This is a genomic window from Pseudomonas sp. R3-56, from assembly GCF_051132075.1.
In the GTDB taxonomy this organism is placed as follows: Bacteria; Pseudomonadota; Gammaproteobacteria; order Pseudomonadales; family Pseudomonadaceae; genus Aquipseudomonas.
Window position 1 is genome coordinate 6,066,526 of record NZ_CP071657.1, and the last position, 25,083, is coordinate 6,091,608.

Consider the following 25,083-nt stretch of genomic DNA (forward strand, 5'->3'; position numbering starts at 1 on the left):
CGGCTGCAAAAACTCGAGACGTCGTCTCGGATCTGTTGAAAGACCTATACATAGTTACCACCTTTCCTGCCTTGCGCCCTCCTAGGATGAAAATCCCGAAGCATCCAGCTTCGGGGTCTTTATCGGGCACAAGACAGGAATATTCAGATGACACAACCTCCATCCAGCAATCCCGCTTCTGAGATCGATCTTCAAAGAGCCGTATTCAGTCAACTTCTCATGGGCCCCTCCTATATAGAGGTAGCCGCCGTCCTTCTACGCGATGCTCTAAAAAAGCAATACCCGACGCTGGACCTTGATCCGAACACAACGGTAATCGGCGAACCGGCGTGGGACATCATCGATGGCGAAATCGTGGAGCTTCCCACACGCTATGAAACACTCAGCGATAGGTTGGCGGAGCAGGTCATCAATAGCGATCCGGTGTTGCTGATCGACGGCTTGCATTTCCTCAGTCGACTACCGCTGAGCAGGCCCGATGTGCATTTACCGGTCCGCATCGAGCAGATCGGGTGTCTTATCAATGAATTGACACCGGCCATCTTTGCGGCGGGCCAGGAACAGCAGTTGAAATTCTGGAACGCGTTATCCGACAGTTCCGGCCCGCGCTGGCACTATTTGTCCGAAACCCTGCAAAACATCTGGAACGTCACAGAAGTCAACGGCTGGACTGAGACTGAATGCGACATGGCCAGAGAACTGTTCCTTCACCCCACCTCGCAGGATCGCGAAAATAACAGCCGTTATGGGGCCCAGGCATACCTGATCGATATCAACGCGATAACCGATTATGGAACCGGACGCCACAGGGCAAACGCACTGGTGGTACTGACCGGCACGATTGACGGCGCAGAAGTCATTCTTGCGCATTCAATGCTCAATGGTTATGAAAAGTTTGACTCCCGCTCCGCACTCGAACAATCGCTTGCGGACCATGCCTACCCCAGGCCCGACTATAAGATGCAGTGGCGCTTCTTTGAGCCCTCCGAGAACATTTTTGCTTATGCAGCCTGCGCAATAATTTCGTCGCAGATCGAAATTATCGGCGACCCGGGTATAGCGAAAATGTCGCCCCCTGACGAAACTGAATCGCCGGACGGGAGTCGTTCCGTTGATCTGGAGTGGTTCAAAAACAAGTTACCCGACTGGCTGACGACCGCTTCCGCATCCGACCAGAATATGTTTGCCGAACACCTGAAAAAACTCTCGGAACTGAATGGCTCGCAGGCTGGCAAGACCTACCTGGATGATATCCCCCCCATCAAGAGCTTCGTATTGAGTGCTCTGAAAACACAGATGCAATCACAACACGCCGACGCCTCGACACTGGATCTGGAAACCATTGAAATCCAGATAAGCAACGTTGTCGTCTGGGGTAGTTTTGTCGTCCCCGGAAAGATCGAAACCACTCGATTCAGCCTCGTCGAATTGGCACTGCAAAATCTGATCGCCGTTCCCTTGGGCGATAAAATCGTCCGGTCGCTCGATGGCAAAGAATTGCCTGACTGGATGACGGTTGCTTTCATCGAGAATGTGATCACCACAATCGACATCGGTCGCACTTACCCCCAGTGGGTCAAAAGCAAGTTACTTGACGATCCGCTAGAATCCAAACGCCGCGAACATTTGTACACTTCCCAACTCCGGGTACAGCTCCCCATGCTTGCATTGGAAAGCCAACTCCGTGGACAAGGCGGCATTGATGAACGCGGTTATAGTTATGTCGCGGCACTGATGAACCCCGACGAGGCCGATCGCAAAGTGGACGGACAGCCCATCGTCCTGCGACAACTGGCTTTCGTACCCGAGCTGCAGTTGGGCAATACCCAGGACATCGTGGCCAACATGTTTGTAATCGGTCCGCAAGATTCAAATGCCGGGCCTTGCCTGCTCTACCGTCCCCTGCTTGAGCCACAGCTGTGCCAGTACCCGTCATTCAGCAACTTGCTATATGACATCAGGCAAACCGCCTCCCTGCGTCAATCCGTACTCGCCTGGCTGCCCAAGGAAGTGCATAACAGCTACAGCCGGTACATTTTCCCAGGGCCGCTGCCTTCACCCTGGAGCATCGTGGAGTTCGTGACGAACCCTTTGGCGGCGATCTCCAACAGCGGCCCCATCAGCTTGAGCAACGAGACCTTGGGGTCGGATTTCCTGCCCTTGTTATACAAAGCCAACGCCACGGCCCTGGTGGAGCTTGCCGATCGCCAATCGGTCTCCAACAGCGAAAGCCGCTGGGAAAGCTTCAGGCAGGCAGGCTGGGTGATTTTCAACTTGGCACTGCCCTACTTGGGCACTACCGTAGGCAATGCGTTCTGGCTGTGGCAAATCCTTGATGACCTGGAGACATTGTCGCAGAGCGACGAAACGGTTGGCGCCCAGGCCAGATGGCAAGTCATTACCGACTTGCTGTGCAATATCGCACTGGCGACTACTACTTTCAGCCTCGACCGCGCCAGGACAGCCGGGCGCGAACATCCGACAGAAGCTTCTGAACTGGTTCGTGAACTCGAGAGCCTGGCCAAACCAAAACCCGAACTCATTATTGAAAAGCTCGCACCGGTGAAGCAAAAACTCGCGGCCATCGAGCACTATGACACTTTGCGAACCAGCGGCGCCCTGATCAGCCTATCGCCAGAAAGCGCCAGGCTCCTGGAACCCTTGAGTGTCGGAAAACCGGAAAACCCGGGGCAACCCAAGAGCGAGGGCCCGCTCAAAGGGCTTTACGAGCAAGGCGGGAAGCTTTATGTGGAATTGGCAGGTAAATGGTTCCAGGTACTCGCGGATGAAGAACAAGTCGCCATCGTCGATGGGAATGACCACACCCGAGCGGGACCTCTCCTGATGAGTGACACGCAAGGCCAGTGGAACGTTGATACCCGCTTGCGTCTACGCGGAGCGGGATCGGCAAGCATCGTACGAAAGATAAACGCCGAGGCGAGCCGTCGCAACGTTAAAGCGTACGAAGAGCTAAACCGGCTCGAAGACCGCAGGCTGGAAAACCAGAAATTGCTGGCAATGCATTCGAGGCGGCTGAAGGAAGCCTCGGGCCCGTCCAGGGACGCCAGCCGTGAGGTGTATTTGAGCGCATTGAAGACGCAGCGTGAGAGCTATGACGAAGCGTTGCAGTTGCTGCTTGACTGGCCCATTTCTCAGTCCAGGCCGGACTCTACCCGAACCAGACTCGGTTACCTCAACGCGCAAATCAATTTCACGTTCGCGGAGATAGACACGCTGGGAGAACAATTCACCCCAGTGATGCAAGCCGCCACGGAAATGATTACCTCCGGAGTCAAGATCCTGGAGCAACAGCATGCCAATACAGCCTATAGCTTGCTCCAGCTCGGCAACGAGATGATCGAACGCCTGGACTACATGGAGACTCGCTTTTCCAGGCTCAAGAAGCTGGGCAGAGAGGGATTCGAGTTTGTCCGGCAACACCGAAAAATGATGCCTGTCTATAAGAGCGACGATCTTCGGCTGTACCAGTTGGACATGTATCGCCACCTCTGCCTGTCGCTCGACAGTGTCAACACCGTACCTGAAGCCTGGGCGGATATTAACCAGATGGTTGATAACTCCACGGTTGCGTTCCAAAGCCTGCGCGACGCAATTGACGAGCGCAGCGTGATCCGCCTGGATGAGCAAATCAATGCACTCGGCAGCCTGACCGAACAATTCACGGCCATTGAAGACCACGTCAAGTATGTGGCTGATGAATACCGGGAACATGCCCGGTTGGCCCAACTCAACCGACTCAAAAACCAGGTCAGCGCCATGAAGAAAAGGGCCTTGCGCCATTTGGCGCTTGCCCTCGACGAAAGAAGCACCCGGCGCAGTACACCTGCTCCCTACCAGGAACGTCCGCGGCCCAGGAGGAAGTTCATCAGGGCGCGGTTCTGGGGTCTTGTGAGCGTCGAACCCCGCCTATCGGAGCTGTATGAAGAAACCGATTGGGCCGACGTGAAAAAACCGTTCTCGGATGAAATCATTGTCACGTTCCACCATAAAAAAACCGGAGAATGGGTACAACACATCAATCCCGACGCGCGGCCAAAACCCACCCCAACGCTGACCACCTGCATTACCAAGGGCCAAGCGCTTATCGCTGGACTGCCTGCGTTCAAGGCTCAAGTGGAAGAAAGCAAAAAACAGCCAGATCGTACTCCGGCGGGTGTCGGAATGGTGATCAATGCACACGCTCGCAGGATGGATACAATCAGCGTCGCAATCAAAACGGTGCTAGACCAAGTGCAAAGCGCCGGTACAAACGAAACGACCGAAATTTCTCCAGCGGAAAAAAACCAACGGCGAACAGCTGAGTCCCTGCGGGTAGAACTTGAAAAAGAAACCCTGGCCCTTTATGCGCTGGGATTTGATACCGAGCAGCAAGCCATCAAGCAAAGCCCACCGACCATGAGTAATGTCCTCTGGCTCAAAGAGCGAAACCAGATTGTCATTACAGGAAAGAAGAAACGTCAGAGAATCAAGAGTGCCCACTATCTGGACAGGTACGAAATCAGGGACCGAGCCGACAGGAAAACCCTATGGTTCGCAGATTTCCATTACTCCAGAAACTGGACACCTGAACATGCGTTTCTCAGCGGCCATTTGAAGACCCCTGAACAAGTTGCGTCGGGAAAACCCGTCGTCCCTCCTCAACGGCTTAGCCAAAGCCAATTGATCGATCTTTACCGTAGTGAGATCGACGTGGAACAGGCCAAGGCGGTGTTCTTTCCAGCGGTCCGGTCTTAAAAGCCAGAACCGGGGTGCCCTCCACTCCGGTTCCGTATCAGCGGATTCCCCAGGCTTTTGCCAGACTTGCCAACGCAGTGCCTATCGCCGCAGGCGGCACGGCGGCGAACCCCAGCACCATGCCTGCACAGATTTGCGACGGCGCCGTGGCGGGCAGCCAGTAACTGCTCAAGCCATTGATTTCGACGCCGACGCAAGTGGCCTGGGCAATCAGTTCACGCTCGCGCTCGATGCCCTGCACCGGAACCGTGACATGCAGCCCGGCGACCACGGTGGGCATCGCGCCAACGCCTGCGACAGCCTCCGGCCAGCCCGCCAGAAGCGCATCGCGGCGGGCCAGAGCGGCCCGACGCATGCGCCTGATGTGCCGTTGGAAATGTCCAGCGGCCATGAACTCGGCCATCACCGCTTGAGTGCTGACTTCAGAATGGCGCACATCCACCGCCCGACGGCGGGCGAAGGCATCGACCAGGCCGGGCGGCAGCACCAGGTAACCCAGGCGCAACGCCGGGAACGCAACCTTGCCGAACGTCCCGACATACAGGACGCGGCCTCCGCGATCCAGCGCAGCCAAGGGCGCCAGCGGCGCGCCGCTGTAGCGGTACTCGCCGTCATAGTCGTCTTCGACGATCCAGCCATCGTTGCGCCCGGCCCAGGCCAGCAGTTCCAGCCGCCGCGCCAGGCTCATGACTACTCCGGTCGGATATTGATGGGATGGCGTCACGTAAGCCAGCCGACAGTGGTCCAGTGCAGCCAGCGCTGCACAATCGAGCCCGTCGCTGTCCACCGGCACGCCCCGCACATCGCCACCGGCCACGGCAAACGCATGCCCCGCGGCGCGATAGCCGGGATTTTCCACCGCGACGATGTCGCCAGGGTCCACCAGCAACTGTGCACAAAGGCTGATCGCCTGTTGCGCGCCACTGGTGATCACAATTTGCTCAGCCGAGCAGTGCAAACCCCGTGAACTACGCAGGTAGGCCGCGACCAGGCCGCGCAGGCGCGCATCGCCTTGGGCATCGCCGTAGCACAACTGCTGCAGGTCCGGTTTTCGCCAGAACGCCGCGTTCAGCTTGGCCCACACGTCGAAAGGAAACAGATCGAACGCCGGAACGCCGACCCGAAATGCTCTTGGCGGTCCGCTCGGGGGCTGGGCCAAATGGTGCTTTTCGACCCGTTCGAGCGCGTTGCTGTGGATAACTTTGCTGGATGAAAACACAGGGGAATCAAGCTGAACTGTGGATAAGGCTGTGGGTAAGCCTGTTGAAAACCCTGTGGATGGTTTTGTGGATAATTTTCCCGACGGCATTGCCAGCGGTGAAAGTTTCGCCACGTAGGTGCCGTCACCCACTCGCCCTTCTATGAAGCCTTCGGCATACAGCTGGTCGTAGGCGCGTACCACGCTGTTGCGGGAAATCGACAACGCCGCCGCCAGGTCGCGGCTGGCCGGCAATCGTGTGCCGCTGGCCAGGCGTCCGTCCAGTACTCGCCCACGCAAGGCCTGATAGAGCTGGCGACTGAGCCCATGGCGGCGGTCCAGCTCGATGCCGGCGGGGTTGAAAGACAATGGCGGTACGGCATCGGGCATGACTGCACCTGTAAATGGACCTGTCGAATTGGCCGAAAGTGGCTCTTACAACAGACCAATAGCCTGCCTACGATGAAGCCAATCGCCAAGGAAAAATTTCCATGTACAACCCAAAAGCCTTTGCTGTGGAAGACCTGCCTCACTTGCATCGCATGATGGATGACTGTCGCCTCGCCGTATTGGTTACCCACGGCGAACACGGCTTGCAGGCCAGCCACCTGCCGCTGTTGCTGGACACACGACAGGGACCGAACGGAACCCTCCATGGGCACATGGCTCGCGCCAATCCGCAGTGGCGTGACCTGGAAGCCGGTGCCGAAGCGCTGGTGGTATTTGCAGGCGTCGACGCTTACGTCAGCCCGGGTTTCTATCCGGGCAAGGCCGAGCACGGCAAGGTCGTGCCCACCTGGAATTACCTCGCCGTCCACGCCTATGGCAACGCCGAGGTGTTCGGCGATCCTCAACGGCTGCGCAACCTGGTCGGCGAGCTCACCCACCGCCATGAAAGCGGTCGGGCCCAGCCATGGAAAATCGACGACGCCCCGGCGGAATATATCGACAGCATGCTCAAGGCCATCGTCGGCTTCGCGCTGCCCATCCAGCGTCTGGAAGGCAAGCGCAAGCTCAGCCAGAACCGCAGCCCCGCGGATGCCGCCGGGGTTCGCAACGGGCTCGCCATGAGCCCCGACCCGCAGGACCAGGCACTCGCACGCCTGATGCCTGAACAATCGCCTCAGGAGTGAACATGAGCCAGCTCGAAATCCGCCTTGTCACCGCCGCCGACCACGCTGCCTGGCTACCGCTATGGCAGGCCTACCTGCGGTTCTACAACACCGAACTGCCAGACGCGGTGAGCCAGAGCACCTGGCAACGCTTGCTCGACGACCGTGAGCCCACCCATGGCGCGCTCGCCTGGGATGGCGACACGGCGATGGGCCTGGTGCATTTCATCTACCACCGTTCCAACTGGAGCATCGAGAACTCCTGCTATCTTCAGGATCTGCTGGTGGCAGAACACTGCCGAGGCAAGGGCGCAGGTCGCCAACTCATCGAATTTGTCTACGCCACCGCCAAGGCCGACGGATGTTGCAAAGTGCACTGGCTGACCCACGAGACCAACGCGACCGCGATCCAGCTCTACGAGCGCATCGCCGAACGCCCTGGCTACATTCAATTTCGCAAAGCCCTCTAAGGAACGCAGCATGTCGACTTCGCTCGCTGATTGGAAAGGTGTCCCGGCGCCGTTTACGCGCTTGCTCGAAGGACGCTTCATCCGCCTGGAAAAACTCGACCCGGCGCGTCACGCCGACGGATTGTGGCAAGCCCTCGAAGGTCCCGGCGCCGATCCGAAACTCTGGGATTATCTGCCCTACGGCCCGTTCAAGGAGCGCAGCGGGTTCGATGCCTGGCTGAACAACCATGCGGCCAACGTCGATCCATATTTTTTCAGCGTGATCGACCGCGCCAGTGGCGAAGTGCAAGGCATCCTCAGCCTGATGTCCATCGTGCCGGCCCAGGGCCGTATCGAGATTGGCCATGTCACCTTCGGCGCGCCGATGCAGCGCTCGCCGAAAAGTACCGAGGCGGTGTACCTGCTGGCGAAAGAGTGTTTCGCCCTGGGCTATCGACGCCTGGAATGGAAATGCAATAACGCCAACGCCCGTTCCCGGTATGCCGCCGAGCGGCTTGGGTTCACGTTTGAAGGCGTATTTCGCCAGCATATGGTGGTCAAGGGGCAGAACCGCGACACTGCGTGGTATTCGATGCTGGACTCGGAATGGCCGGTGATCGGGGCAGCCTTCGAGCGCTGGCTGAGTGAGGAAAACCAGAGCGCGGATGGCCAGGTGCGCAGTCTCGCCCAGTGTCGAGCCTGACCCTCGGCGCGAACCGCCCGGCGTCTGCGTGGCGAGGCGCTTGCTTCCTCGCCACGGGGCTTGCAACCAGGGTCAGCGCAGTTGCTGTGCCAACACCGCAATGTGCTCCGGCCCGATGCCGCAACAGCCGCCCAAGTGACTGGCCCCACGCTTGCGCCAGTCCGCCGCCCACCGCAGATAGCCCGGCGGATCGAGGTCTTCGCGCAGCGGGTCCAACCCGTCATTGGCTGTCGCTTCCTTGGGCTGCGGTGGGAAGGCGTTGGCGTAGGCACCGATGTGGATTTTCACGCCCAGGCGCTCGAAGGTTTCGCGCGCCGCGTCGATCGCTGCGCCAATCACCTCGGGCTGGCTGCAATTGAACAGCAGCGTCTCGACCCCCAGCTCCGCCGCCACTGCCGCGGCGTCCGCCACCGGCTCGCCGGAGCGCAGGCGCGGCACTTCATCGGTGTCTTCGTCTTTCAAGGTAAACGACAGCCAGAACGGCTTGCCGTCCTTCGGCAGTCCGGCGTGAATGGCTCGCGCCTCGACGATTGAACTCTGGGTCTCGGCCAGCCACAGGTCGACATGGGGTGTCAGGCCCGCAACCAATGGCGCCAGCAGCTCGCTGGCTCGGGAGGCGTCGAACAAATCGGGACGGTAGGAACCGAACAACGGAGGGAGCGACCCAGCCACCCGCACCGCTTTGCCTGAAGCCTGCACCGCCCGCCTGGCCAATTCCCCCGCCAAAGCCGCCAACGCCTGGCCTTCCTCGGCAAAGCGCGCTTCGCCGATATGAAAGGGCACCACGGCGTAGCTGTTGCTGGTAATCACATCGGCGCCGCTGGCGATATAAGCCGCATGCACCGCCTCCACAGCCTGGGGCGCTTCGCTCAGGGCCAGGGCCGACCACTCGGGCTGTCGAAACGGCGCACCACGGCGTTGTAGCTCACGGCCCATGCCGCCGTCGAGAATAGTTGTCCTTGCTGCGGCCATATGCGATTCACTCATAAGCTTATGAAAAATACTCACTATCGGAGTCGTTCTTATAACTATTTAATGCGCACTCCTCCGCCAATCACAACCTATTTTTCAGCCTGGGATCTATCGTGAAATTACCTTTACCGCTTGCCCTGGGCTTGACGCTGCTGGCCGCTTCCTCATCGATCTTTGCCGGCACCACGCTGGATCGTATCGAGGAGAAAAAAGAACTGGTCGGCGTGTTGATGGAAAGCTACCCGCCCTTCTCTTTTCTCAATGACCAGAACCAGCTCGACGGTTTCGACGTGGACGTCGCCAAGGCCGTCGCGCAAAAGCTTGGGGTCAAGCTGCGCTTGGAAACGCCCTCGTGGGATGTGATCGCGGCCGGCCACTGGAGTGGCCGCTACGACATCTGCATCTGCTCGATGACACCGAGCAAGGCCCGCGCCGAAGTGTTCGACTTTCCGGTGCGGTACTACGCCTCGCCAGCGGTGATCGTGGTCAACGCCAAGGACGAAAGCATCCATGGCGCCAAGGACCTGAGCGGCAAGAAAGTCGGCCTCACCAGCGCCTCCAGCTACGAAAGCTACCTGAACAAGAACCTGGTGATCGAAGGCGCCGAGGATACCCAGCTGAGCTACCCGTTCGAGGACGTGCAAATCGCGCCATACGATACCGACAACGTGGCGTTCCAGGACCTGGGCCTCGGCGCCGGGGTTCGGCTGGATGCGGTGCTGACCAACCTGGTGACCGCGCAGCCACGCCTGACCGAAGACAAGCGCTTCAAACTGGCGGGCGAGCCACTGTATTCAGAGCCCAATTCGGTTGCCATCGAGAAAGGCGACGCCGAGTGGAACAGCAAGGTGCGTGAAGTCTTTGCCCAACTGAAGCAGGACGGCACCCTGAGCAAGCTCTCGCAAAAATGGATCGGTGCCGACATCAGCCAATGAGTTCTTTTCCGCCCCCTATCCAGCCACCTCCACCGGTGGCTGAGTCGCGCCTGCAAAAAATCTTCGGTTTTCGCACACGGCTGTATCTAACCTGGGCCGCGATGCTGGTGCTGTTCGCCAGTTTCTTCCTGAGTTTCGACCTGAAGTTCTCGATCATCCTCGACAAACTGCCGAACCTGCTGGGCGTGCACCTGGCGCCCAACGGCTTTCTGCAGGGCGCGGCGCTGACACTGTTCCTGTGCCTGTGCTCCATCGTCGCCTCGTCACTGCTGGGTTTCATCACCGCGCTGGCGCGCTTGTCCAGCAGCGCGGTGGCGTTCGGCATCGCCAGCTTCTACGCGTCGTTCTTTCGTGGCACGCCGCTGTTGATCCAGATCCTGCTGATCTATCTGGGCCTGCCGCAACTGGGCGTGGTCCCGGGCGCCATCGCTGCGGGAATCATCGCCCTGTCACTCAACTACGGCGCCTACTTGAGCGAAATTTTCCGTGCCGGGATTCTCGGCGTGCCTCACGGCCAACGGGAAGCCTCCCTCGCCCTGGGCATGGGCGAAACCGTAATCTTCTGGCGCGTTACCCTGCCCCAGGCGATGCGTACCATCATCCCGCCGACCACCAACCAGTTCATCTCGATGCTCAAGGACTCTTCGCTGATCTCGGTGATGGGGGTCTGGGAGGTGATGTTTCTGGCGCAGTCCTATGGTCGTTCCAGCTATCGGTATATCGAGATGCTGACTACGGCGGCGGTTATTTACTGGCTGATGTCCATTGCGTTGGAGCTGATTCAGGCGCGGATGGAGCGGCATTATGGGAAGGCTTATCTGCATAATCGCTGAGGTGTTGTCGGGGGTTTGCAGGGATGGTGCGTACTCTTAGGGCCATGTACATATCCGTTTCTGCGGTAACGGCGGCTTATGGTTCCGCTTTTACAGCGGCTCACTTTCGAAGAGCGCGAAAGTAAGCAAAGCGCTTCTGCCCCACCACTTGGCACCTCGCCTAGGCTCGGTGTGCCCTCACTCCGGCATTGCTCCGTGGGCCGCCGCGAAGGGCCATCCATGGGCCAGCGTGGTTAACGGGGCGCTGAGATCAAAATCAAAAGCAGAGCAAGAGCAAGAGCAACAGCAACAGCAACAGCAACAGCAACAGCAACAGCAACAGCAACAGCAACAGCAACAGCAACAGCAACAGCGGGGCGCATGCCAGCACTGCGTAACTGACCCACCGCTATCGCGAGCAAGCTCGCTCCCACCTTGGTTCTTCGGCAGGCTCAGATTTACGGCATACATAGAATCCCTGTGGGAGCGAGCCTGCTCGCGAAGGGGCCCGCACATTCAACATCTTCACTGACTGACCCTGCGCCATCGCGAGCAGGCTCGCTCCCACAGGGGAACGCGAGCTTACCGAAGGCCCATAAGCGCTGTAGGGCAAAGCTGCGAATCCTGAAATCCAACCGGACGACGCGCTGATCGCAGCACGAACAGCCTACAGATTCCATCCGCCAAATCCTGTCTGCGGCGAGAACATGGCTGGCATCGCCATCCAGAGGGAATTTCTAAAGTGCGACCTCATTCATGAGAGATCGCATTCGATGCCTACCAAACATCTATTCCTGCCCCAACATCTCGCACTGGCGATTGCCTTGGCACTGGGTTGTGTCGAGTCTTCGATAGCTCAGTCAGTTGCCGGGGAAACCCGCCCCTTAGAAACAACAACCGAGATGCAGGCTCGTCTCAAGGCGTTCATGGCACCAACAGCGGATACGAAACGCGACAACGTGACGACCGTTCGCGAAGACGCCTTATTGAAGGACGACAGCAACGATCTGGTGATGGTCAGCAAGCAAGGCAGACTCTTCGGGCTCACCGACGGCGGCGGCGGAGCCAACGTCTTGCAGCTGGATACCCAGGGAAGCGAACTAGGCGAGATACGCAGTTTCCAGGACCTGTATTTGAAGCAAGGCGAGTGGTCGAACGGCGGTCGTATCGACGCAAACAGCCTGGTCGACTCGAAGGCCAAACTGCTGAACAGCGGCCACATCAACGGCGCGGTGCACGTTCTTGGCGAACTCACCAACCAAGGCACGGTCACCGGGCCTGTCTTCGTGGGAAAAAAGGCCCGCTTCAGCGGCAGCGGGACGGTCGATGCGCTGGACGTGGCGGGCACCCTGGAAGTCGGCCCCGCAGCGGGCGCCCCTTCGGTGACGAATGACCTGAAGCTTTCCAAGAGCGCGACGCTGGTTTACGCAATCGACGCCGAGAAAGGCAGCAGCACAATCAAGGTTGGCGGCACCGCTACGTTGGGCAATGCGACTCTGAAGATCCCCTCCGTACCGGGTGAGTTCGTCGACACAAACAGACGCATCGTGATCGAGGCGCAGAAGATTGAAGGGACATTCGGCAAGGTCGTCGATGAACTCGCCTTTTTGACGGCTACACCTGACTACACGCTGGAAAACCAGGTAGGGCTTACCTTCAAGCGCAACGGTGTCCCACTGGGAGAGGCAGCTTCCTCCGCCAACGCGCTCGAATTCGTGGACGCCATTCAACAGCAGCCGGTCAGCCCTGCGCAGCCCGAACCCGGCATCGCGGCACCGGTTGCGCACTCGCCTGCCGTCGAGCCGCAACCCAGTCATCCAACGTCAGAGCCCGCCGCACCACCCGCGGTTGTAAGCGCCGAGGCCAAGCCCGCAGCCAAGCCAGAACTGGTCAAACCTGCCCCCAAACCCAACACTGCCATCAACGCCCTGCTTGGCACCAACATGGCCACGGCCGCCGACGCCATCGACCAACTGAGCGGTCATGACACGGCAAACCTTGGCAACGCCACCCTTAGCAGCGTCGCGCCAGTCAGCAGCGGCATGCTCTGGGCCATGGGCCGGCGAAACCCGGCGAGTGGGCACGGCAACGGCCAGGTCTGGGTCCAGGCCATCGGCAACAGTGGCAGCCTCGCCAAGCAAGCGGGCGGCGTTGCCATGAAGCATTCGACACAAGGTTTGATGCTGGGAACCGACTGGGCTGTCAGCTCCGATTGGCGGCTGGGCCTTATCGGCAGCACAACCCGGACGCGGCTCGACGGCGATCAGTTCGACGGAGCTCTCGACAGTTGGCTAGTGGGCGCGTATGCCTTGCGCCAGGACGGGCCGCTGGCGCTGCGCCTGGGCGTTGTCCATGGCAATCATGACGGCAGTACCAAGCGCCACGTTGCCTTCAATGGGTTCAGGGATCGTCTGAAAGGTCGCTACGATGCGACGACACAGCAGGTCTTCGGGCAACTTGGCTACCAGCTGGATATCGGTCGTTTCGAACTCGAGCCCTATGCCCAACTGGGTTACCAACGTTATCAACGTGACGCCTTCACGGAGAAAGGCGGCGATGCGGCATTGCAGTACAACGGCCAGGCCCAGGAACACTTCAGCAGCGACCTGGGCCTGCGCCTCGCCCGTCCCCTCCTGCTTGATCGCGGCATGCGCGTGACGCCGCGTCTGGACATCGGCTGGAAGCACTTGTATGGGGACGTCCAGGGTAGCTCCCATCAGCGCCTGGTCAGGGGAAGCAGCACTTATCACATCAAAGGTGGCGAACTGGACCGCGACAGCCTGCTTCTGCAGGCAGGGCTGGACCTGGCGATTTCGCCACGTCATACGCTGGGGTTGAGCTACAGCGGCGAAACAGGGCAGGACAACCGCAACGGTGCGCTGGCGGGACAGTGGCGGATGACGTTCTGACGGGCAAAAAAAGGGGAGCACCTGCTCCCCCGAGGTAAAACGTTGCATCGAGGCTGTTTGGATCAGCCTTCGATTTCGACCAGGATCTCGCCCGGATTGACCCGGTCGCCCTTGGCGACATGAATGGCCGTGACCTTGCCCGGGATGGCCGCCTGGACTTCGGTCTCCATTTTCATGGCTTCGGTAATCAACACGGCTTGGCCGGCTTTCACCACATCGCCCTCCTTGACCAGCACATCGACGATGTTGCCCGGCATGGTGGTGCTGACGTGGCCTGGCGCAGTGGCTTGCTTGCGCTTGCTGCTGCCGCCGCCGACAAATTCGTTGAGCGGTTCGAACACGACCTCTTCCGGCATGCCGTCGATGGACAGATAGAAATGACGCTTGCCCTCGGCCTTGACGCCCACGCCGGTAATGTCGACGCGGTAGGTTTCGCCGTGGACATCAATGACGAACTCGGTCGGCACACCCTCGCCGCCCGCAGAGCTCACACTGCCCGCTTCGGGGATAGGCAACAGCACTTCCGGGGTCAAGGTGCCGGCTTCGCGTTCCTCGAGAAACTTGCGACCGATGTCCGGGAACATCGCATAGGTCAGCACGTCTTCCTCGGATTTGGCCAAGGCGCCGATTTCGCCACGCAGCCGGGTCATCTCCGGCTTGAGCAGGTCGGCGGGACGGACGTCGATCACGTCTTCACTGCCGATGGCCTGGCGGCGCAGCTTCTCGTTCACCGCACCTGGCGCCTTGCCGTAGCCGCCCTGCAGATAGAGCTTCACCTCGTTGGTGATGGTCTTGTAGCGCTCACCGGCCAACACGTTGAAGAATGCCTGGGTGCCGACGATCTGCGAGGTCGGGGTTACCAGCGGCGGGAAGCCGAGGTCTTCGCGCACCCGCGGGATTTCCGCCAGTACTTCGTTCATGCGGTTCAGTGCGCCCTGCTCTTTCAACTGGTTGGCCAGGTTGGAAATCATTCCGCCTGGTACCTGGTTGACCTGGACTCGGGTATCCACCGCGGTGAATTCGCTTTCGAACTGGTGGTACTTCTTGCGCACGGCGTAGAAATACAGACCGATTTCCTGCAGCAGTTCCAGGTCCAGGCCGGTGTCGAACTCGCTGCCCTTGAGGGCGGCTACCATCGATTCGGTACCCGGATGGCTGGTGCCCCAGGCGAAGCTGGAAATCGCCGTATCGATGTGGTCGGCGCCGTTCTCGACAGCCTTGAGCTGGCACATCGCGGCGAGGCCGGCGGTGTCATGGGAGTGGATGAATACCGGCAACGATTGCTCGGCCTTCAGCGCCTTGACCAGTTCGCCAGTGGCATAGGGAGTCAGCAGGCCGGCCATGTCCTTGATCGCCACCGAGTCGCACCCCATGGCCTCCATCTGCTTGGCCTGGGCCACGAAGGCTTCGATGGTGTGCACCGGGCTGGTGGTGTAGGCGATGGTGCCTTGGGCATGCTTGCCGGCAGCCTTCACCGCTTCGATGGCGACGCGCAGGTTACGCACGTCGTTCATCGCATCGAAGATACGGAACACGTCGATACCATTGACCGCGGCCTTGGCGACGAACGCCTTGACCACATCATCGCTGTAATGGCGATAGCCGAGCAGGTTCTGGCCGCGCAGCAGCATCTGCAAGCGCGTGTTGGGCAGCGCTGCGCGCAGTTGGCGCAGACGCTCCCACGGATCTTCTTTCAGGAAGCGCACGCAGGCGTCGAAGGTGGCGCCGCCCCAGACTTCCAGCGACCAGTAGCCGACTTTGTCGAGCTTGTCGCAGATCGGCAGCATGTCTTCGGTACGCATGCGGGTGGCGAGCAGCGATTGGTGGGCGTCGCGCAGGATTGTGTCGGTAACGTGGATCTTCTTGGACATTGTCATGATTCCTTACAGGCCTGCGTGGGCGGCGATGGCGGCGGCGATGGCCAGGGCCAGCTCTTCGGGTTTGCGCTTGATCGAGTAATTGGTCAGTTCGGGATGGCTTTCAACAAAGCTGGTGTTGAACTGGCCGCTTCGGAATTCCGGATTGCGCAGGATCTCCTGGTAATACGCGGCGGTGGTCTTGACCCCCTGCAGGCGCATGTCATCCAGGGCTCGCAGGCCACGGTCCATCGCTTCTTCCCAGGTCAGCGCCCAGACCACCAGTTTCAGGCACATCGAATCGTAGAACGGCGGAATGGTGTAGCCGGTATAGATTGCTGTGTCGGTGCGCACCCCCGGGCCACCCGGTGCGTAATAGCGGGTGATCTTGCCGAAGCTGGGCAGGAAGTTGTTTTTCGGGTCTTCGGCGTTGATGCGGAACTGCAACGCAAAGCCCCGGTGCTGGATGTCTTCCTGCTTGACCGACAATGGCAGCCCGGAGGCGATGCGGATCTGCTCGCGAACGATGTCGATACCGGTGATTTCTTCGGTGATGGTGTGTTCCACCTGCACCCGGGTGTTCATCTCCATGAAGTACACCTCGCCCTCGGCGAGCAGGAACTCCACGGTGCCGGCATTTTCGTAGCCCACGGCCTTGGCGGCGCGCACCGAGAGGTCGCCGATGTAGGCGCGCTGTTCAGGCGTCAGTTGCGGACTCGGGGCGATTTCGATCAGCTTCTGGTTACGGCGCTGGATCGAGCAGTCACGTTCGAACAGATGCACCACGTTGCCGAAACTGTCACCGAGGATCTGCGCTTCAATGTGCTTGGGATTGACGATGCATTTTTCCAGGAACACTTCCGCCGAACCGAACGCCTTGGTGGCTTCGGAGATGACTCGCGGGAAGGCCTGCTCGAGCTCTTCGCGACTGTTGCAGCGACGGATACCACGGCCACCACCGCCGGACGTAGCCTTGAGCATCACCGGGTAACCGATCCGATCACCTTCGGTCAGGGCCTCTTCGATACCCGACACGTTGCCTTCGGTACCCGGGGTCACTGGCACACCGGCCTTGATCATGCTGCGGCGCGCTTCGGTCTTGTCGCCCATGCGGCGAATGACTTCCGCCGACGGGCCAATGAATTTGATCCCGCGCTCGGCGCAGATGTCCGCCAGTTCGGCGTTTTCCGAGAGGAAGCCGTAGCCGGGGTGCAACGCGTCGCAGCCGGTTTCCACCGCCAGGTTCACCAGTTTGCGCGGATTGAGGTAGCCGGCCAGCGGATCGGCGCCGATGCTGTGGGCCTCGTCCGCACGCTTGACATGCAAGGCATGGCGGTCGGCGTCGGAATAGACCGCGACCGAGCGAATGCCCATTTCGGCGCAGGCGCGCACGATTCGGACGGCAATCTCACCGCGGTTGGCGATCAGGATCTTTGTTATCAATTGGAGGTTCCCTTGAGCCGGTGATACCCACGGCCTGAGGTCCAGGCCGATGCGTGACCAGATGTAACAATTGGTCGCCGCTCCACACTAGTCCCGGTCGTTGATTAACAAAAATGAATATTTGTTGGGTCGTGCATAAGCAAAGACTTATAGTCGTCCTGCCCGCCCCCGCCCCGAGAGCCAGATATATGCGTAAGTCATTGATGCGTATGACGTTGCGTCAGTTGCAGATTTTCAATGAGGTGTGCGACCTAAGGTCATACAGCCGCGCGGCTGATGAAATGTCTCTCACACAACCGGCCGTTAGCCTACAGATTCGATCCCTTGAAGAGCTGATTGGCCAGCCGCTGTTTGAGTACGTCGGAAAAAAACTCTACATGACCGAAGCGGCCGAAGCCCTGCAACGCGCCAGTCGGGATATCTTCGGGCGGCTGGAGAACCTCGACATGCAGCTTTCGGACATGCAGGGTTCGCTGCAGGGGCAATTGAAGCTGGCGGTAGAGTCCAGTGCCAAATATTTCGTCCCGCATCTGTTCGCCGCGTTCAAGCGCCAACATCCCGAGGTCAATCTGAACCTCACCGTGGTCAATCGCGGCCAGGTGATCCGGCGCCTCTCGGACAACCGTGACGATCTGGTGATCATGTCGATGGTGCCCCAGGACATGGGCCTGGAATTCCTGCCATTTCTCAACAACCCGATCGTTGCCGTGGCGCCACCCGACCATCCGCTTTGCCACATCGGCCCGCTGCGCCTGCAGGACCTGGAACCTTATACGCTGCTGTTGCGCGAGCCCGGTTCGGGCACGCGGCTGGCGTGCGAGGAGTATTTCAAGGAGAAGCGGGTGCATTTCACCCAGACGCTGGAAGTGGCGTCGGCGGAGGCCCAGCGCGAGTGCGTGGTGGCCGGGCTGGGCGTGGCACTGTTGACGCGCCACGCCGTAAGCCGCGAGCTAAGCTCCGGCGCACTCATCGAGTTGCCGGTTGAGGAGTTGCCGCTGTACCGCAGCTGGTGCCTGGTGCAGGCCAGGGCAAAGCGTCTGTCACCGGTGGCTCATGCCTTCCTGGCATTCGTGCGCGGCGAGCGCGCCCAGATTATCGGCCTGGTTGAGCGTTTCGACGGGAAGCCGCCGGCGCTGCCTGCCAGTAATTGAACTCTACGGCGTCAGGAAATTCGCTGATTTCTGCCAGAAGCTGCCGTTGCTCATAGCGATCTTCGATTGCACGGCGGAACGCCATGCGGCGCTGGTCTTCCTGTTGGCGACGGGTTTTGGCGGCGCTGCGGTCTTCGTAGGACTGGGTCATGTCGAGACTCCCAAGACGTATACGGGAGTTTCAAGATGACGGCGCGGGATGACGATTTGGCGGCGCGAGCGTTACAGAACGATGAATTCGCAGGGGTGCTCCCCTGCCACAGAAACCCCTCAACCCCAGGAACAGCGCTCAGTCATCCAGCGCCTTCACCGACTTGGGCGACAACCGCAAGCTGCGAAGGCTGCGCTTCACACTCTTGAGGTGATTGACCAGGCTCGGGCCGCGCGCCATGGCAACGCCCATGGCCAACACATCAATGACCACCAGATGCGCGATGCGCGAGGTCAATGGCGTGTAGATTTCCGTGTCTTCATGCACGTCGATCGCCAGGTTCACCGTCGACAATTCAGCCAATGGCGTCTGGCTCGGGCACAAGGTGATCAGCGAGGCACCGCTTTCACGTACCAGGTTCGCAGTGATCAACAAGTCCTTGGAGCGACCCGACTGGGAAATACAGATCGCCACGTCGGTAGGCTTCAACGTCACCGCCGACATTGCCTGCATATGTGGATCAGAATAGGCCGCCGCCGTGAGCAACAGACGGAAGAACTTGTGCTGGGCATCGGCGGCGACCGCGCCAGAAGCACCAAAACCATAGAACTCGACACGTTGGGCCTGGGACATGGCCGTAACCGCTTTCTGCAACGCCACCGGATCGAGCTTCTCGCGAACTTCCATCAGGGTGTGCAGGGTCGTGTCGAAGATTTTCAAGCTGTAATCGGCGACCGAATCGTCTTCATGAATCGCGAATTGGCCAAAACTCGCACCCGCCGCCAGGCTTTGCGCCAATTTGAGTTTCAGGTCCTGGAAACCCGAACAACCAATCGCGCGGCAAAAGCGCACGATGGTCGGCTCGCTGATGCCGACGCTATGGGCCAGGTCGGCCATGGAACTGTGCATCACAGCCGCAGGATCAAGCAGTACATGATCGGCGACCTTCAGTTCCGACTTGCGTAGCAGATGGCGCGACTGGGCGATGTGTTGCAACAGGTTCAAAGGACTGGACTCTTGTTATGGGGCGGGTGCCGGGATGTAGCAAGCTTGTAGTTATACTACAGGAATTGGCTTTCTGCCCGCCCAATACGTAACTGAATTGGCCTTGTTCCCCCTTGTTTTGGCGGGGGACGCTTCGTGTAGCCGTTACGAAGGCTAGCCATCGCAGGACCTCGGGCCCTTTGCTACAAAGCAGGCTTATTCTGCTCGAGCATCAGGCGGGCCAGGCCTTCGGCTCCCACCGGTCGGCTGATGAGATAGCCTTGAACCTCGTCGCATTGCTCGTTTTTCAGGAAATCCAGCTGCTCCTGCCGCTCGACACCTTCGGCCACTACCTTGAGCGACAGCCCATGAGCCATGGCGATGATTGCCCGGGTGATGGCTGCGTCCTCCCCGCCCTCCGCCAGGCCACGAACAAATGCCTGGTCGATCTTCACGTAATCCACCGGAATACGCTTGAGATAGCTCAGCGAAGAATAGCCGGTGCCAAAGTCATCGATCGCCAGCTTGACCCCAAGATCACGCAGCTGCTGGAACGTAGCGATGATGTGTTCGACGCTGTCGAGCAACTGGCTCTCGGTCAGCTCCAGCTCCAGGTATTGCGGGGCCAGGCCGGTCTCCTCCAACACTTGGCGTACAAGACTGACCAGTTTGCCCTGGCGCAACTGATGCACAGAGAGATTGACTGACACCCTGATAGGCGCAAGCCCCTGGCGCTGCCATTCGCACGCCTGCCAGCAGGCCTGGCGGAGCACGAATTCGCCAATGGGTCCGATCAGCCCGGTCTCCTCGGCCAAGCCGATAAAGTCAGCGGGTGGAATCTGGCCCATGGTCGGATGGTCCCAGCGCACCAGCGCCTCGGCTGCGTTCAGGCGGCCGGTCGCCAGGCACAGTTTGGGCTGGTAGAAAACGCTCAATTGCTGTTCCTCAAGCGCCTTGCGCAACTGGTTCTCCAATTGCAGACGTTCCAGCGTGCTGGCCTGAAGGCTGTCGGTATAAAACTGGAAGCTATTGCCGCCCAGGTGCTTGGCGTGTTGCATCGCCATGTTCGCCTGGCTGACCAACGTGGAGATTTCCCGAGCGTTGTCGGGCAACAGGCTGATGCCGATCGAAGCGCTGACCACCAGCTCATGTCCCTCGATCGTCAGCGGCAGCCGCAGCTTGGCTGATAGCCGGGTCGCTACCCTCGCCAGGCTGGAAAGGTTGCCATAGGCGTCGAACAACACGGCGAACTCGTCTCCGGACAGCCTGCCAATGGTGTCGGCTTCCGGCAACGCATTGATCAGGCGGCGAGCCATTTTCTGCAGCAACTGGTCGGCGATGTCGTGGCCGAGGCTGTCGTTGAGCAACTTGAAGCGATCAAGGTTGATGTGCAGCAGTGCCAGGCTGCGGCGCCCGCCCTGGCGTACCCGTTGATGGGCCTCGTGCAGGCGTTCGCGGAACAGCGAACGGTTGGCCAATCCGGTCAGCTCGTCGTAATGAGTGAGGTAGCGCATCCGCTCCTCGGATTCGCGGCGGGCCGAGAGATCGGCGAAGAAGCCCACTACATGGCTGACTTTTCCTCGCAGATCACGCACCACATTCAACTGCAACCACTGCGGGTAGAGTTCGCCGTTGGCCCGCGCTTCCACCAGCTCGCCTTGCCAGGTGCCATGCTGCTTGAGGGCCTGGCGAATGATCGGATAGTGCCGGCGTGCATCGCGACTGCAGGGCAGGTCGACCACGCTGCGCCCCAGCATGTCGGCGATATCGAAGCCGGTAACCCGCGCGAACGCCTGGTTGGCCGCCAGCAACGCGTAGTTGGGGTCGAAAATCACAATGCCTTCGCTGGCCGCTTCAAAGACCGTGGCCGCCAGTTGCCGCTGTTGTTCAAGCTCTTTGCTGGCGCTGATGTCTCGCCGGGTGCCGACCATGCGCAGCACCCGCCCAGTGGCGCTGCGTTCCACCGCCCGGCCACGGTCTTCGATCCAGACCCAATGGCCGTCGCCATGACGGACGCGGTATTCGATCTGGTAATCCTCGCTGCGGCCTTTCAGGTGCTCGACCAAGGCACGCTTCAGCGCGGGTAAATCCTGCGGATGCAGGCGCGGGGTGAGATGGCTGAGCATGGCCGTTATGTACTCGGGTTCCAGGCCAAACAGCTCCTTGAGTTGGGTGTGATGGACTTCATCAGTCTGCAGGTTCCAGTCCCACAACCCCAGCTCACTGGCCTTGAGCGCCAGTGCCAGGCGTGCTTCGCTTTTACTCAGCGCCTGGCTGGCCGCCTCCAGTTCAAGGCTGCGCTGTGCGACCCGCGCCTCCAGGCCAACTTGCGCCGTACGCAGCTGGGCTTCGGCAGAACGCCGTTGTTCGACCTCCCGGGCCAATGCCTCGTTAAGCTGGGCGCCGCGGGCTTGTGCTTGCTGCAGATGCTCGATCAGTGCCTGGTTCTGGAACCGGCGCAGCATGCCGTTCTGTATCAGCCGATTGACCTGCCAGGCCACCACACTCAGCGAAACCAGCACCACCAGCCCAAGCCAGCCCCAGCCACGCTGCTGCTCGTCGCCGCCCCAGAAAAGATAACCGATGGCCGGCAACAGGCAGGGCAAGGTAAAGGACAGGAACGCCGCAAGGCTCACGGCATAGGCGACACTCGCCGACAGCGTGGCCGCGCCGATCAGGCCGAATACCCAGGCCTGTTGCTGGAAGCTGTCCGCCGGGACCAGGGCGATACCGGCACCGGCCAACGTCAAGCCGGTCATGGCCGAGCCCAGCAGGAACATGCGCAACCAGATCGGGTGGGCCTGGCGGCTTGGTATCGCCGAATCGAACGCGGCCACCTGAATCACCCGCAACGCCACCAGCGACAGCAACCAGACCAACCAGACGCTGACCAGGAAGTAGCGCGACGGCGTCCATAAGAGCGCCGCGCACACCAGCCCGTTGAGCAGCATGAACAGCGTGGGCAGCAGCGAACCCTGATATAACAGCCTGGTGCGTTCGACGGCCATTTCCGTGGCGTACTGCTTGCAGATGAGGCGCGGCTCCACGCAGGGCCCCGCCAGATCGGAACTGGAGGTCATAGGCGATGTTCTTGTTCTTATTCAGGGGCGCGTGCTGCACCCGAAACGAGCACCGAGCATACACAAGCCAAAGGCCATCCCACACTGCTCCTACTCATAAAAACAGCGAAAAAGTCGCGATTCCATTGGGTAATAACCTTGGAAAGCGAGCCCCGCCCGTGCTTGTAGCCGCTGACCAACCGGTCATCACCCAGGAGGCTTTTTATCGGCTGATGCAAAGCTCGGTTTGCCCGGGGTGACGCCGCACCCTAGAATGCCTCGATGCGCGATGATCTCTCCCTTCTGCTGAATTCCCTGAACGACGCCCAACGCCAGGCAGTTGCTGCCTCCGTCGGTCGTCAATTGGTCCTGGCCGGTGCCGGCTCCGGCAAGACCCGAGTGCTGGTGCACCGTATCGCCTGGTTAATCCAGGTCGAGAACGCCTCGCCCCATTCGATCCTGTCGGTGACCTTCACCAACAAGGCCGCTGCCGAGATGCGCCATCGCATCGAGCAGTTGATGGGCCTCAACCCGGCCGGCATGTGGGTCGGCACGTTCCACGGCCTGGCGCACCGCCTGTTGCGGGCCCATTGGCAGGAGGCCGGCCTGAGCCAGACCTTCCAGATCCTCGACAGCGATGACCAGCAGCGTCTGGTCAAGCGGGTCATCCGTGAACTGGGCCTGGACGAACAGCGCTGGCCCGCCCGTCAGGCCCAATGGTTCATCAACGGCCAGAAAGACGAAGGCTTGCGCCCGCAGCACATCCAGGCCAGTGGTGACCTGTTCCTGGCGACCATGCGCAGCATCTACGAAGCCTATGAAGCGGCATGCCAACGCGCCGGAGTCATCGATTTTTCCGAGCTGCTGCTGCGAGCCCTGGACCTGTGGCGCGACCACCCAGGCCTGCTGGCGCACTATCAGAAACGCTTCCGGCATGTGCTGGTGGACGAATTCCAGGACACCAACGCTGTTCAGTACGCCTGGTTGCGCCTGCTGGCCAAGGGTGGCGACAGCCTGATGGTGGTAGGTGACGACGACCAGTCGATCTACGGCTGGCGCGGCGCCAAGATCGAAAACATTCATCAGTACTCGGCGGATTTCCCCGACGCCGAGGTCATCCGCCTGGAGCAGAACTACCGCTCCACCGCCGGTATCCTCAAGGCCGCCAACGCGTTGATCGCAAACAATACCGGGCGCCTGGGCAAGGAATTGTGGACCGACGGCGGCGAAGGCGAGGCGATCAATCTGTACGCCGCTTTCAATGAACACGATGAGGCCCGCTATGTAGTGGAGACCATCGAGAGCGCGTTGAAAACCGGCCTGGCCCGCAGCGATATCGCCATTCTCTATCGCTCCAACGCCCAATCGCGGGTGTTGGAAGAAGCGCTGCTGCGCGAACGGATCCCTTACCGAATCTATGGCGGCCAACGCTTCTTCGAGCGCGCGGAAATCAAGAACGCCATGGCCTACCTTCGCCTGATCGAAGGACGCGGCAACGACGCGGCCCTGGAGCGGGTGATCAACGTGCCGACCCGAGGCATCGGCGAGAAAACCGTCGAGGCGATTCGCGACCATGCGCGCCATAGCCACGTGTCAATGTGGGAAGCCATGCGCCAGCTGGTCGACAACAAAGGCGTTACCGGGCGCGCCGCCGGTGCGCTGAAAGCGTTCATCGACCTCATCGAAGACCTCGCCGCCAAATGCGCCGAGATGCCGCTGCACCTGATGACCCAGACCGTCATCGAGCAGTCCGGCCTGATCGCCTACCACGAGGCGGAAAAAGGCGAGAAAGGCCAGGCGCGAGTAGAAAACCTCGAGGAACTGGTCAGCGCCGCGCGCAACTTCGAAAACACCGAAGAAGACCAAGACCTGTCCCCGTTGTCGGCTTTCCTCGGTCATGCCTCCCTGGAAGCCGGCGATACCCAGGCCGACGAGCATGAAGACAGCATTCAACTGATGACGCTGCACAGCGCCAAGGGTCTGGAGTTTCCGTATGTGTTTCTGGTGGGTATGGAGGAAGGCCTGTTCCCCCACAAGATGAGCCTGGAGGAGCCGGGACGCCTCGAAGAGGAACGTCGCCTGGCCTACGTCGGCATCACCCGCGCGATGCAGAACCTGGTGCTGACCTACGCTGAAACCCGTCGCCTGTATGGCAGCGAGACCTACAACAAAGTGTCACGCTTCGTACGCGAAGTGCCGAAAGGTCTTATCCAGGAAGTACGCCTGTCCAACAGCGTCAGCCGACCGTTTGGCGGCAACCAGCAAGGCACCAGCAGCCTGTTTGGCGGTAGCGACATTCCAGAAACCGGCTTCAGCCTCGGCCAGGCTGTGCGGCATTCGGTGTTTGGCGACGGCGTGATCCTCAATTTCGAAGGCGCCGGTGCCCAGGCCCGGGTCCAGGTGAACTTCAGCGAAGGCAGTAAATGGCTGATGCTGGGGTATGCCAAGCTGGAAGCTATCTAAAAGAACCTGTGGGAGCGAGCCTGCTCGCGAAGGGGTTGGATCAGTTGACATTGATGTCACTGATACATCGCCTTCGCGAGCAGGCTCGCCTCCCACAGGGAACCACTCAGCATTCCGATAGAACTTGTCCC

The 25,083-nt window shown here is 60.1% G+C and carries 16 protein-coding genes; 9 read left to right on the plus strand and 7 right to left on the minus strand.

Annotated features, from left to right (window positions below; all coding sequences use genetic code 11):
- The first annotated feature begins 147 nt into the window (after positions 1-147).
- Positions 148-4,755 (plus strand): dermonecrotic toxin domain-containing protein, encoded by a 4,608-nt coding sequence (locus J3P96_RS27450; protein WP_434654403.1) that lies wholly within the window; start codon positions 148-150, stop codon positions 4,753-4,755.
- A 37-nt stretch (positions 4,756-4,792) separates the two neighbouring features.
- Here the strand turns inward: J3P96_RS27450 and J3P96_RS27455 are convergent, their stop codons facing one another.
- Positions 4,793-6,343 (minus strand): PLP-dependent aminotransferase family protein, encoded by a 1,551-nt coding sequence (locus J3P96_RS27455; protein ID WP_434654406.1) that lies wholly within the window; start codon positions 6,341-6,343, stop codon positions 4,793-4,795.
- Positions 6,344-6,444: 101 nt separating this feature from the next.
- On the opposite strand from J3P96_RS27455, the gene J3P96_RS27460 reads away from it, so the two are divergent.
- Genes J3P96_RS27460 through J3P96_RS27470 form a run of 3 tightly spaced genes read left to right on the plus strand, consistent with a single transcriptional unit; the run spans position 6,445 to position 8,217 of the window.
- Positions 6,445-7,086, plus strand: coding sequence for an FMN-binding negative transcriptional regulator (locus J3P96_RS27460; RefSeq protein WP_434654409.1), 642 nt, complete (start codon positions 6,445-6,447; stop codon positions 7,084-7,086).
- Between the two features lie 2 nt (positions 7,087-7,088).
- Positions 7,089-7,535: a GNAT family N-acetyltransferase gene (locus J3P96_RS27465; RefSeq protein WP_434654412.1), complete on the plus strand. Its 447-nt coding sequence runs from the start codon at positions 7,089-7,091 to the stop codon at positions 7,533-7,535.
- Between the two features lie 10 nt (positions 7,536-7,545).
- On the plus strand, positions 7,546-8,217 hold the full coding sequence (locus J3P96_RS27470; protein WP_434654415.1) for a GNAT family N-acetyltransferase: 672 nt from the start codon (positions 7,546-7,548) through the stop codon (positions 8,215-8,217).
- Between the two features lie 72 nt (positions 8,218-8,289).
- Here the strand turns inward: J3P96_RS27470 and J3P96_RS27475 are convergent, their stop codons facing one another.
- Positions 8,290-9,189: a homocysteine S-methyltransferase family protein gene (locus J3P96_RS27475; protein WP_434654417.1), complete on the minus strand. Its 900-nt coding sequence runs from the start codon at positions 9,187-9,189 to the stop codon at positions 8,290-8,292.
- Between the two features lie 113 nt (positions 9,190-9,302).
- On the opposite strand from J3P96_RS27475, the gene J3P96_RS27480 reads away from it, so the two are divergent.
- The 3 genes from J3P96_RS27480 to J3P96_RS27490 all read left to right on the plus strand — a co-directional run bounded on the left by J3P96_RS27480 (position 9,303) and on the right by J3P96_RS27490 (position 13,845).
- The gene (locus J3P96_RS27480; RefSeq protein ID WP_434654420.1) at positions 9,303-10,124 is read left to right on the plus strand and encodes an ABC transporter substrate-binding protein; all 822 of its coding nucleotides are present in this window, start codon (positions 9,303-9,305) and stop codon (positions 10,122-10,124) included.
- On the plus strand, positions 10,121-10,957 hold the full coding sequence (locus J3P96_RS27485) for an amino acid ABC transporter permease (protein ID WP_434654423.1): 837 nt from the start codon (positions 10,121-10,123) through the stop codon (positions 10,955-10,957). The genes J3P96_RS27480 and J3P96_RS27485 overlap by 4 nt, the downstream gene beginning before the upstream one ends.
- Positions 10,958-11,643: 686 nt before the next feature.
- The gene (locus J3P96_RS27490; RefSeq protein ID WP_434654426.1) at positions 11,644-13,845 is read left to right on the plus strand and encodes an autotransporter domain-containing protein; all 2,202 of its coding nucleotides are present in this window, start codon (positions 11,644-11,646) and stop codon (positions 13,843-13,845) included.
- A 62-nt stretch (positions 13,846-13,907) separates the two neighbouring features.
- Here the strand turns inward: J3P96_RS27490 and oadA are convergent, their stop codons facing one another.
- Positions 13,908-15,716, minus strand: coding sequence for a sodium-extruding oxaloacetate decarboxylase subunit alpha (gene oadA, locus J3P96_RS27495; RefSeq protein WP_434570619.1), 1,809 nt, complete (start codon positions 15,714-15,716; stop codon positions 13,908-13,910).
- Between the two features lie 12 nt (positions 15,717-15,728).
- Complete coding sequence (locus J3P96_RS27500) at positions 15,729-17,144, minus strand: acetyl-CoA carboxylase biotin carboxylase subunit (RefSeq protein ID WP_003206982.1); 1,416 nt, start codon at positions 17,142-17,144, stop codon at positions 15,729-15,731.
- A gap of 188 nt (positions 17,145-17,332) precedes the next feature.
- On the opposite strand from J3P96_RS27500, the gene J3P96_RS27505 reads away from it, so the two are divergent.
- The gene (locus J3P96_RS27505; protein ID WP_336072855.1) at positions 17,333-18,295 is read left to right on the plus strand and encodes a LysR family transcriptional regulator; all 963 of its coding nucleotides are present in this window, start codon (positions 17,333-17,335) and stop codon (positions 18,293-18,295) included.
- On the opposite strand, the gene J3P96_RS27510 is transcribed toward J3P96_RS27505, so the two are convergent.
- The 3 genes from J3P96_RS27510 to J3P96_RS27520 all read right to left on the minus strand — a co-directional run bounded on the left by J3P96_RS27510 (position 18,237) and on the right by J3P96_RS27520 (position 22,510).
- On the minus strand, positions 18,237-18,446 hold the full coding sequence (locus J3P96_RS27510) for a PA3496 family putative envelope integrity protein (RefSeq protein ID WP_305497700.1): 210 nt from the start codon (positions 18,444-18,446) through the stop codon (positions 18,237-18,239). The two genes, J3P96_RS27505 and J3P96_RS27510, sit on opposite strands and share 59 nt — an antisense overlap.
- 138 nt (positions 18,447-18,584) lie before the next feature.
- Positions 18,585-19,451 carry a transcriptional regulator HexR gene (gene hexR, locus J3P96_RS27515; RefSeq protein WP_003187110.1) on the minus strand — a complete coding sequence of 289 codons (867 nt, stop codon included), beginning with the start codon at positions 19,449-19,451 and terminating at the stop codon, positions 18,585-18,587.
- A 182-nt stretch (positions 19,452-19,633) separates the two neighbouring features.
- Positions 19,634-22,510, minus strand: a complete 2,877-nt coding sequence (locus J3P96_RS27520; protein WP_434654430.1) for an EAL domain-containing protein — start codon at positions 22,508-22,510, stop codon at positions 19,634-19,636.
- Between the two features lie 261 nt (positions 22,511-22,771).
- On the opposite strand from J3P96_RS27520, the gene uvrD reads away from it, so the two are divergent.
- On the plus strand, positions 22,772-24,952 hold the full coding sequence (gene uvrD, locus J3P96_RS27525) for a DNA helicase II (protein ID WP_434654433.1): 2,181 nt from the start codon (positions 22,772-22,774) through the stop codon (positions 24,950-24,952).
- The last annotated feature ends 131 nt before the right edge of the window (positions 24,953-25,083 follow it).

Excerpts from the sequence above, each read along its gene's own strand:
- J3P96_RS27450 (WP_434654403.1), top strand. The coding sequence starts at position 148 with ATGACACAACCTCCATCCAGCAATCCCGCTTCTGAGATCGATCTTCAA.
- J3P96_RS27455 (WP_434654406.1), bottom strand. The coding sequence starts at position 6,343 with ATGCCCGATGCCGTACCGCCATTGTCTTTCAACCCCGCCGGCATCGAG.
- J3P96_RS27460 (WP_434654409.1), top strand. The coding sequence starts at position 6,445 with ATGTACAACCCAAAAGCCTTTGCTGTGGAAGACCTGCCTCACTTGCAT.
- J3P96_RS27465 (WP_434654412.1), top strand. The coding sequence starts at position 7,089 with ATGAGCCAGCTCGAAATCCGCCTTGTCACCGCCGCCGACCACGCTGCC.
- J3P96_RS27470 (WP_434654415.1), top strand. The coding sequence starts at position 7,546 with ATGTCGACTTCGCTCGCTGATTGGAAAGGTGTCCCGGCGCCGTTTACG.
- J3P96_RS27475 (WP_434654417.1), bottom strand. The coding sequence starts at position 9,189 with ATGGCCGCAGCAAGGACAACTATTCTCGACGGCGGCATGGGCCGTGAG.
- J3P96_RS27485 (WP_434654423.1), top strand. The coding sequence starts at position 10,121 with ATGAGTTCTTTTCCGCCCCCTATCCAGCCACCTCCACCGGTGGCTGAG.
- J3P96_RS27490 (WP_434654426.1), top strand. The coding sequence starts at position 11,644 with ATGGCTGGCATCGCCATCCAGAGGGAATTTCTAAAGTGCGACCTCATT.
- oadA (WP_434570619.1), bottom strand. The coding sequence starts at position 15,716 with ATGTCCAAGAAGATCCACGTTACCGACACAATCCTGCGCGACGCCCAC.
- J3P96_RS27505 (WP_336072855.1), top strand. The coding sequence starts at position 17,333 with ATGCGTAAGTCATTGATGCGTATGACGTTGCGTCAGTTGCAGATTTTC.
- J3P96_RS27510 (WP_305497700.1), bottom strand. The coding sequence starts at position 18,446 with ATGACCCAGTCCTACGAAGACCGCAGCGCCGCCAAAACCCGTCGCCAA.
- J3P96_RS27520 (WP_434654430.1), bottom strand. The coding sequence starts at position 22,510 with ATGACCTCCAGTTCCGATCTGGCGGGGCCCTGCGTGGAGCCGCGCCTC.
- uvrD (WP_434654433.1), top strand. The coding sequence starts at position 22,772 with ATGCGCGATGATCTCTCCCTTCTGCTGAATTCCCTGAACGACGCCCAA.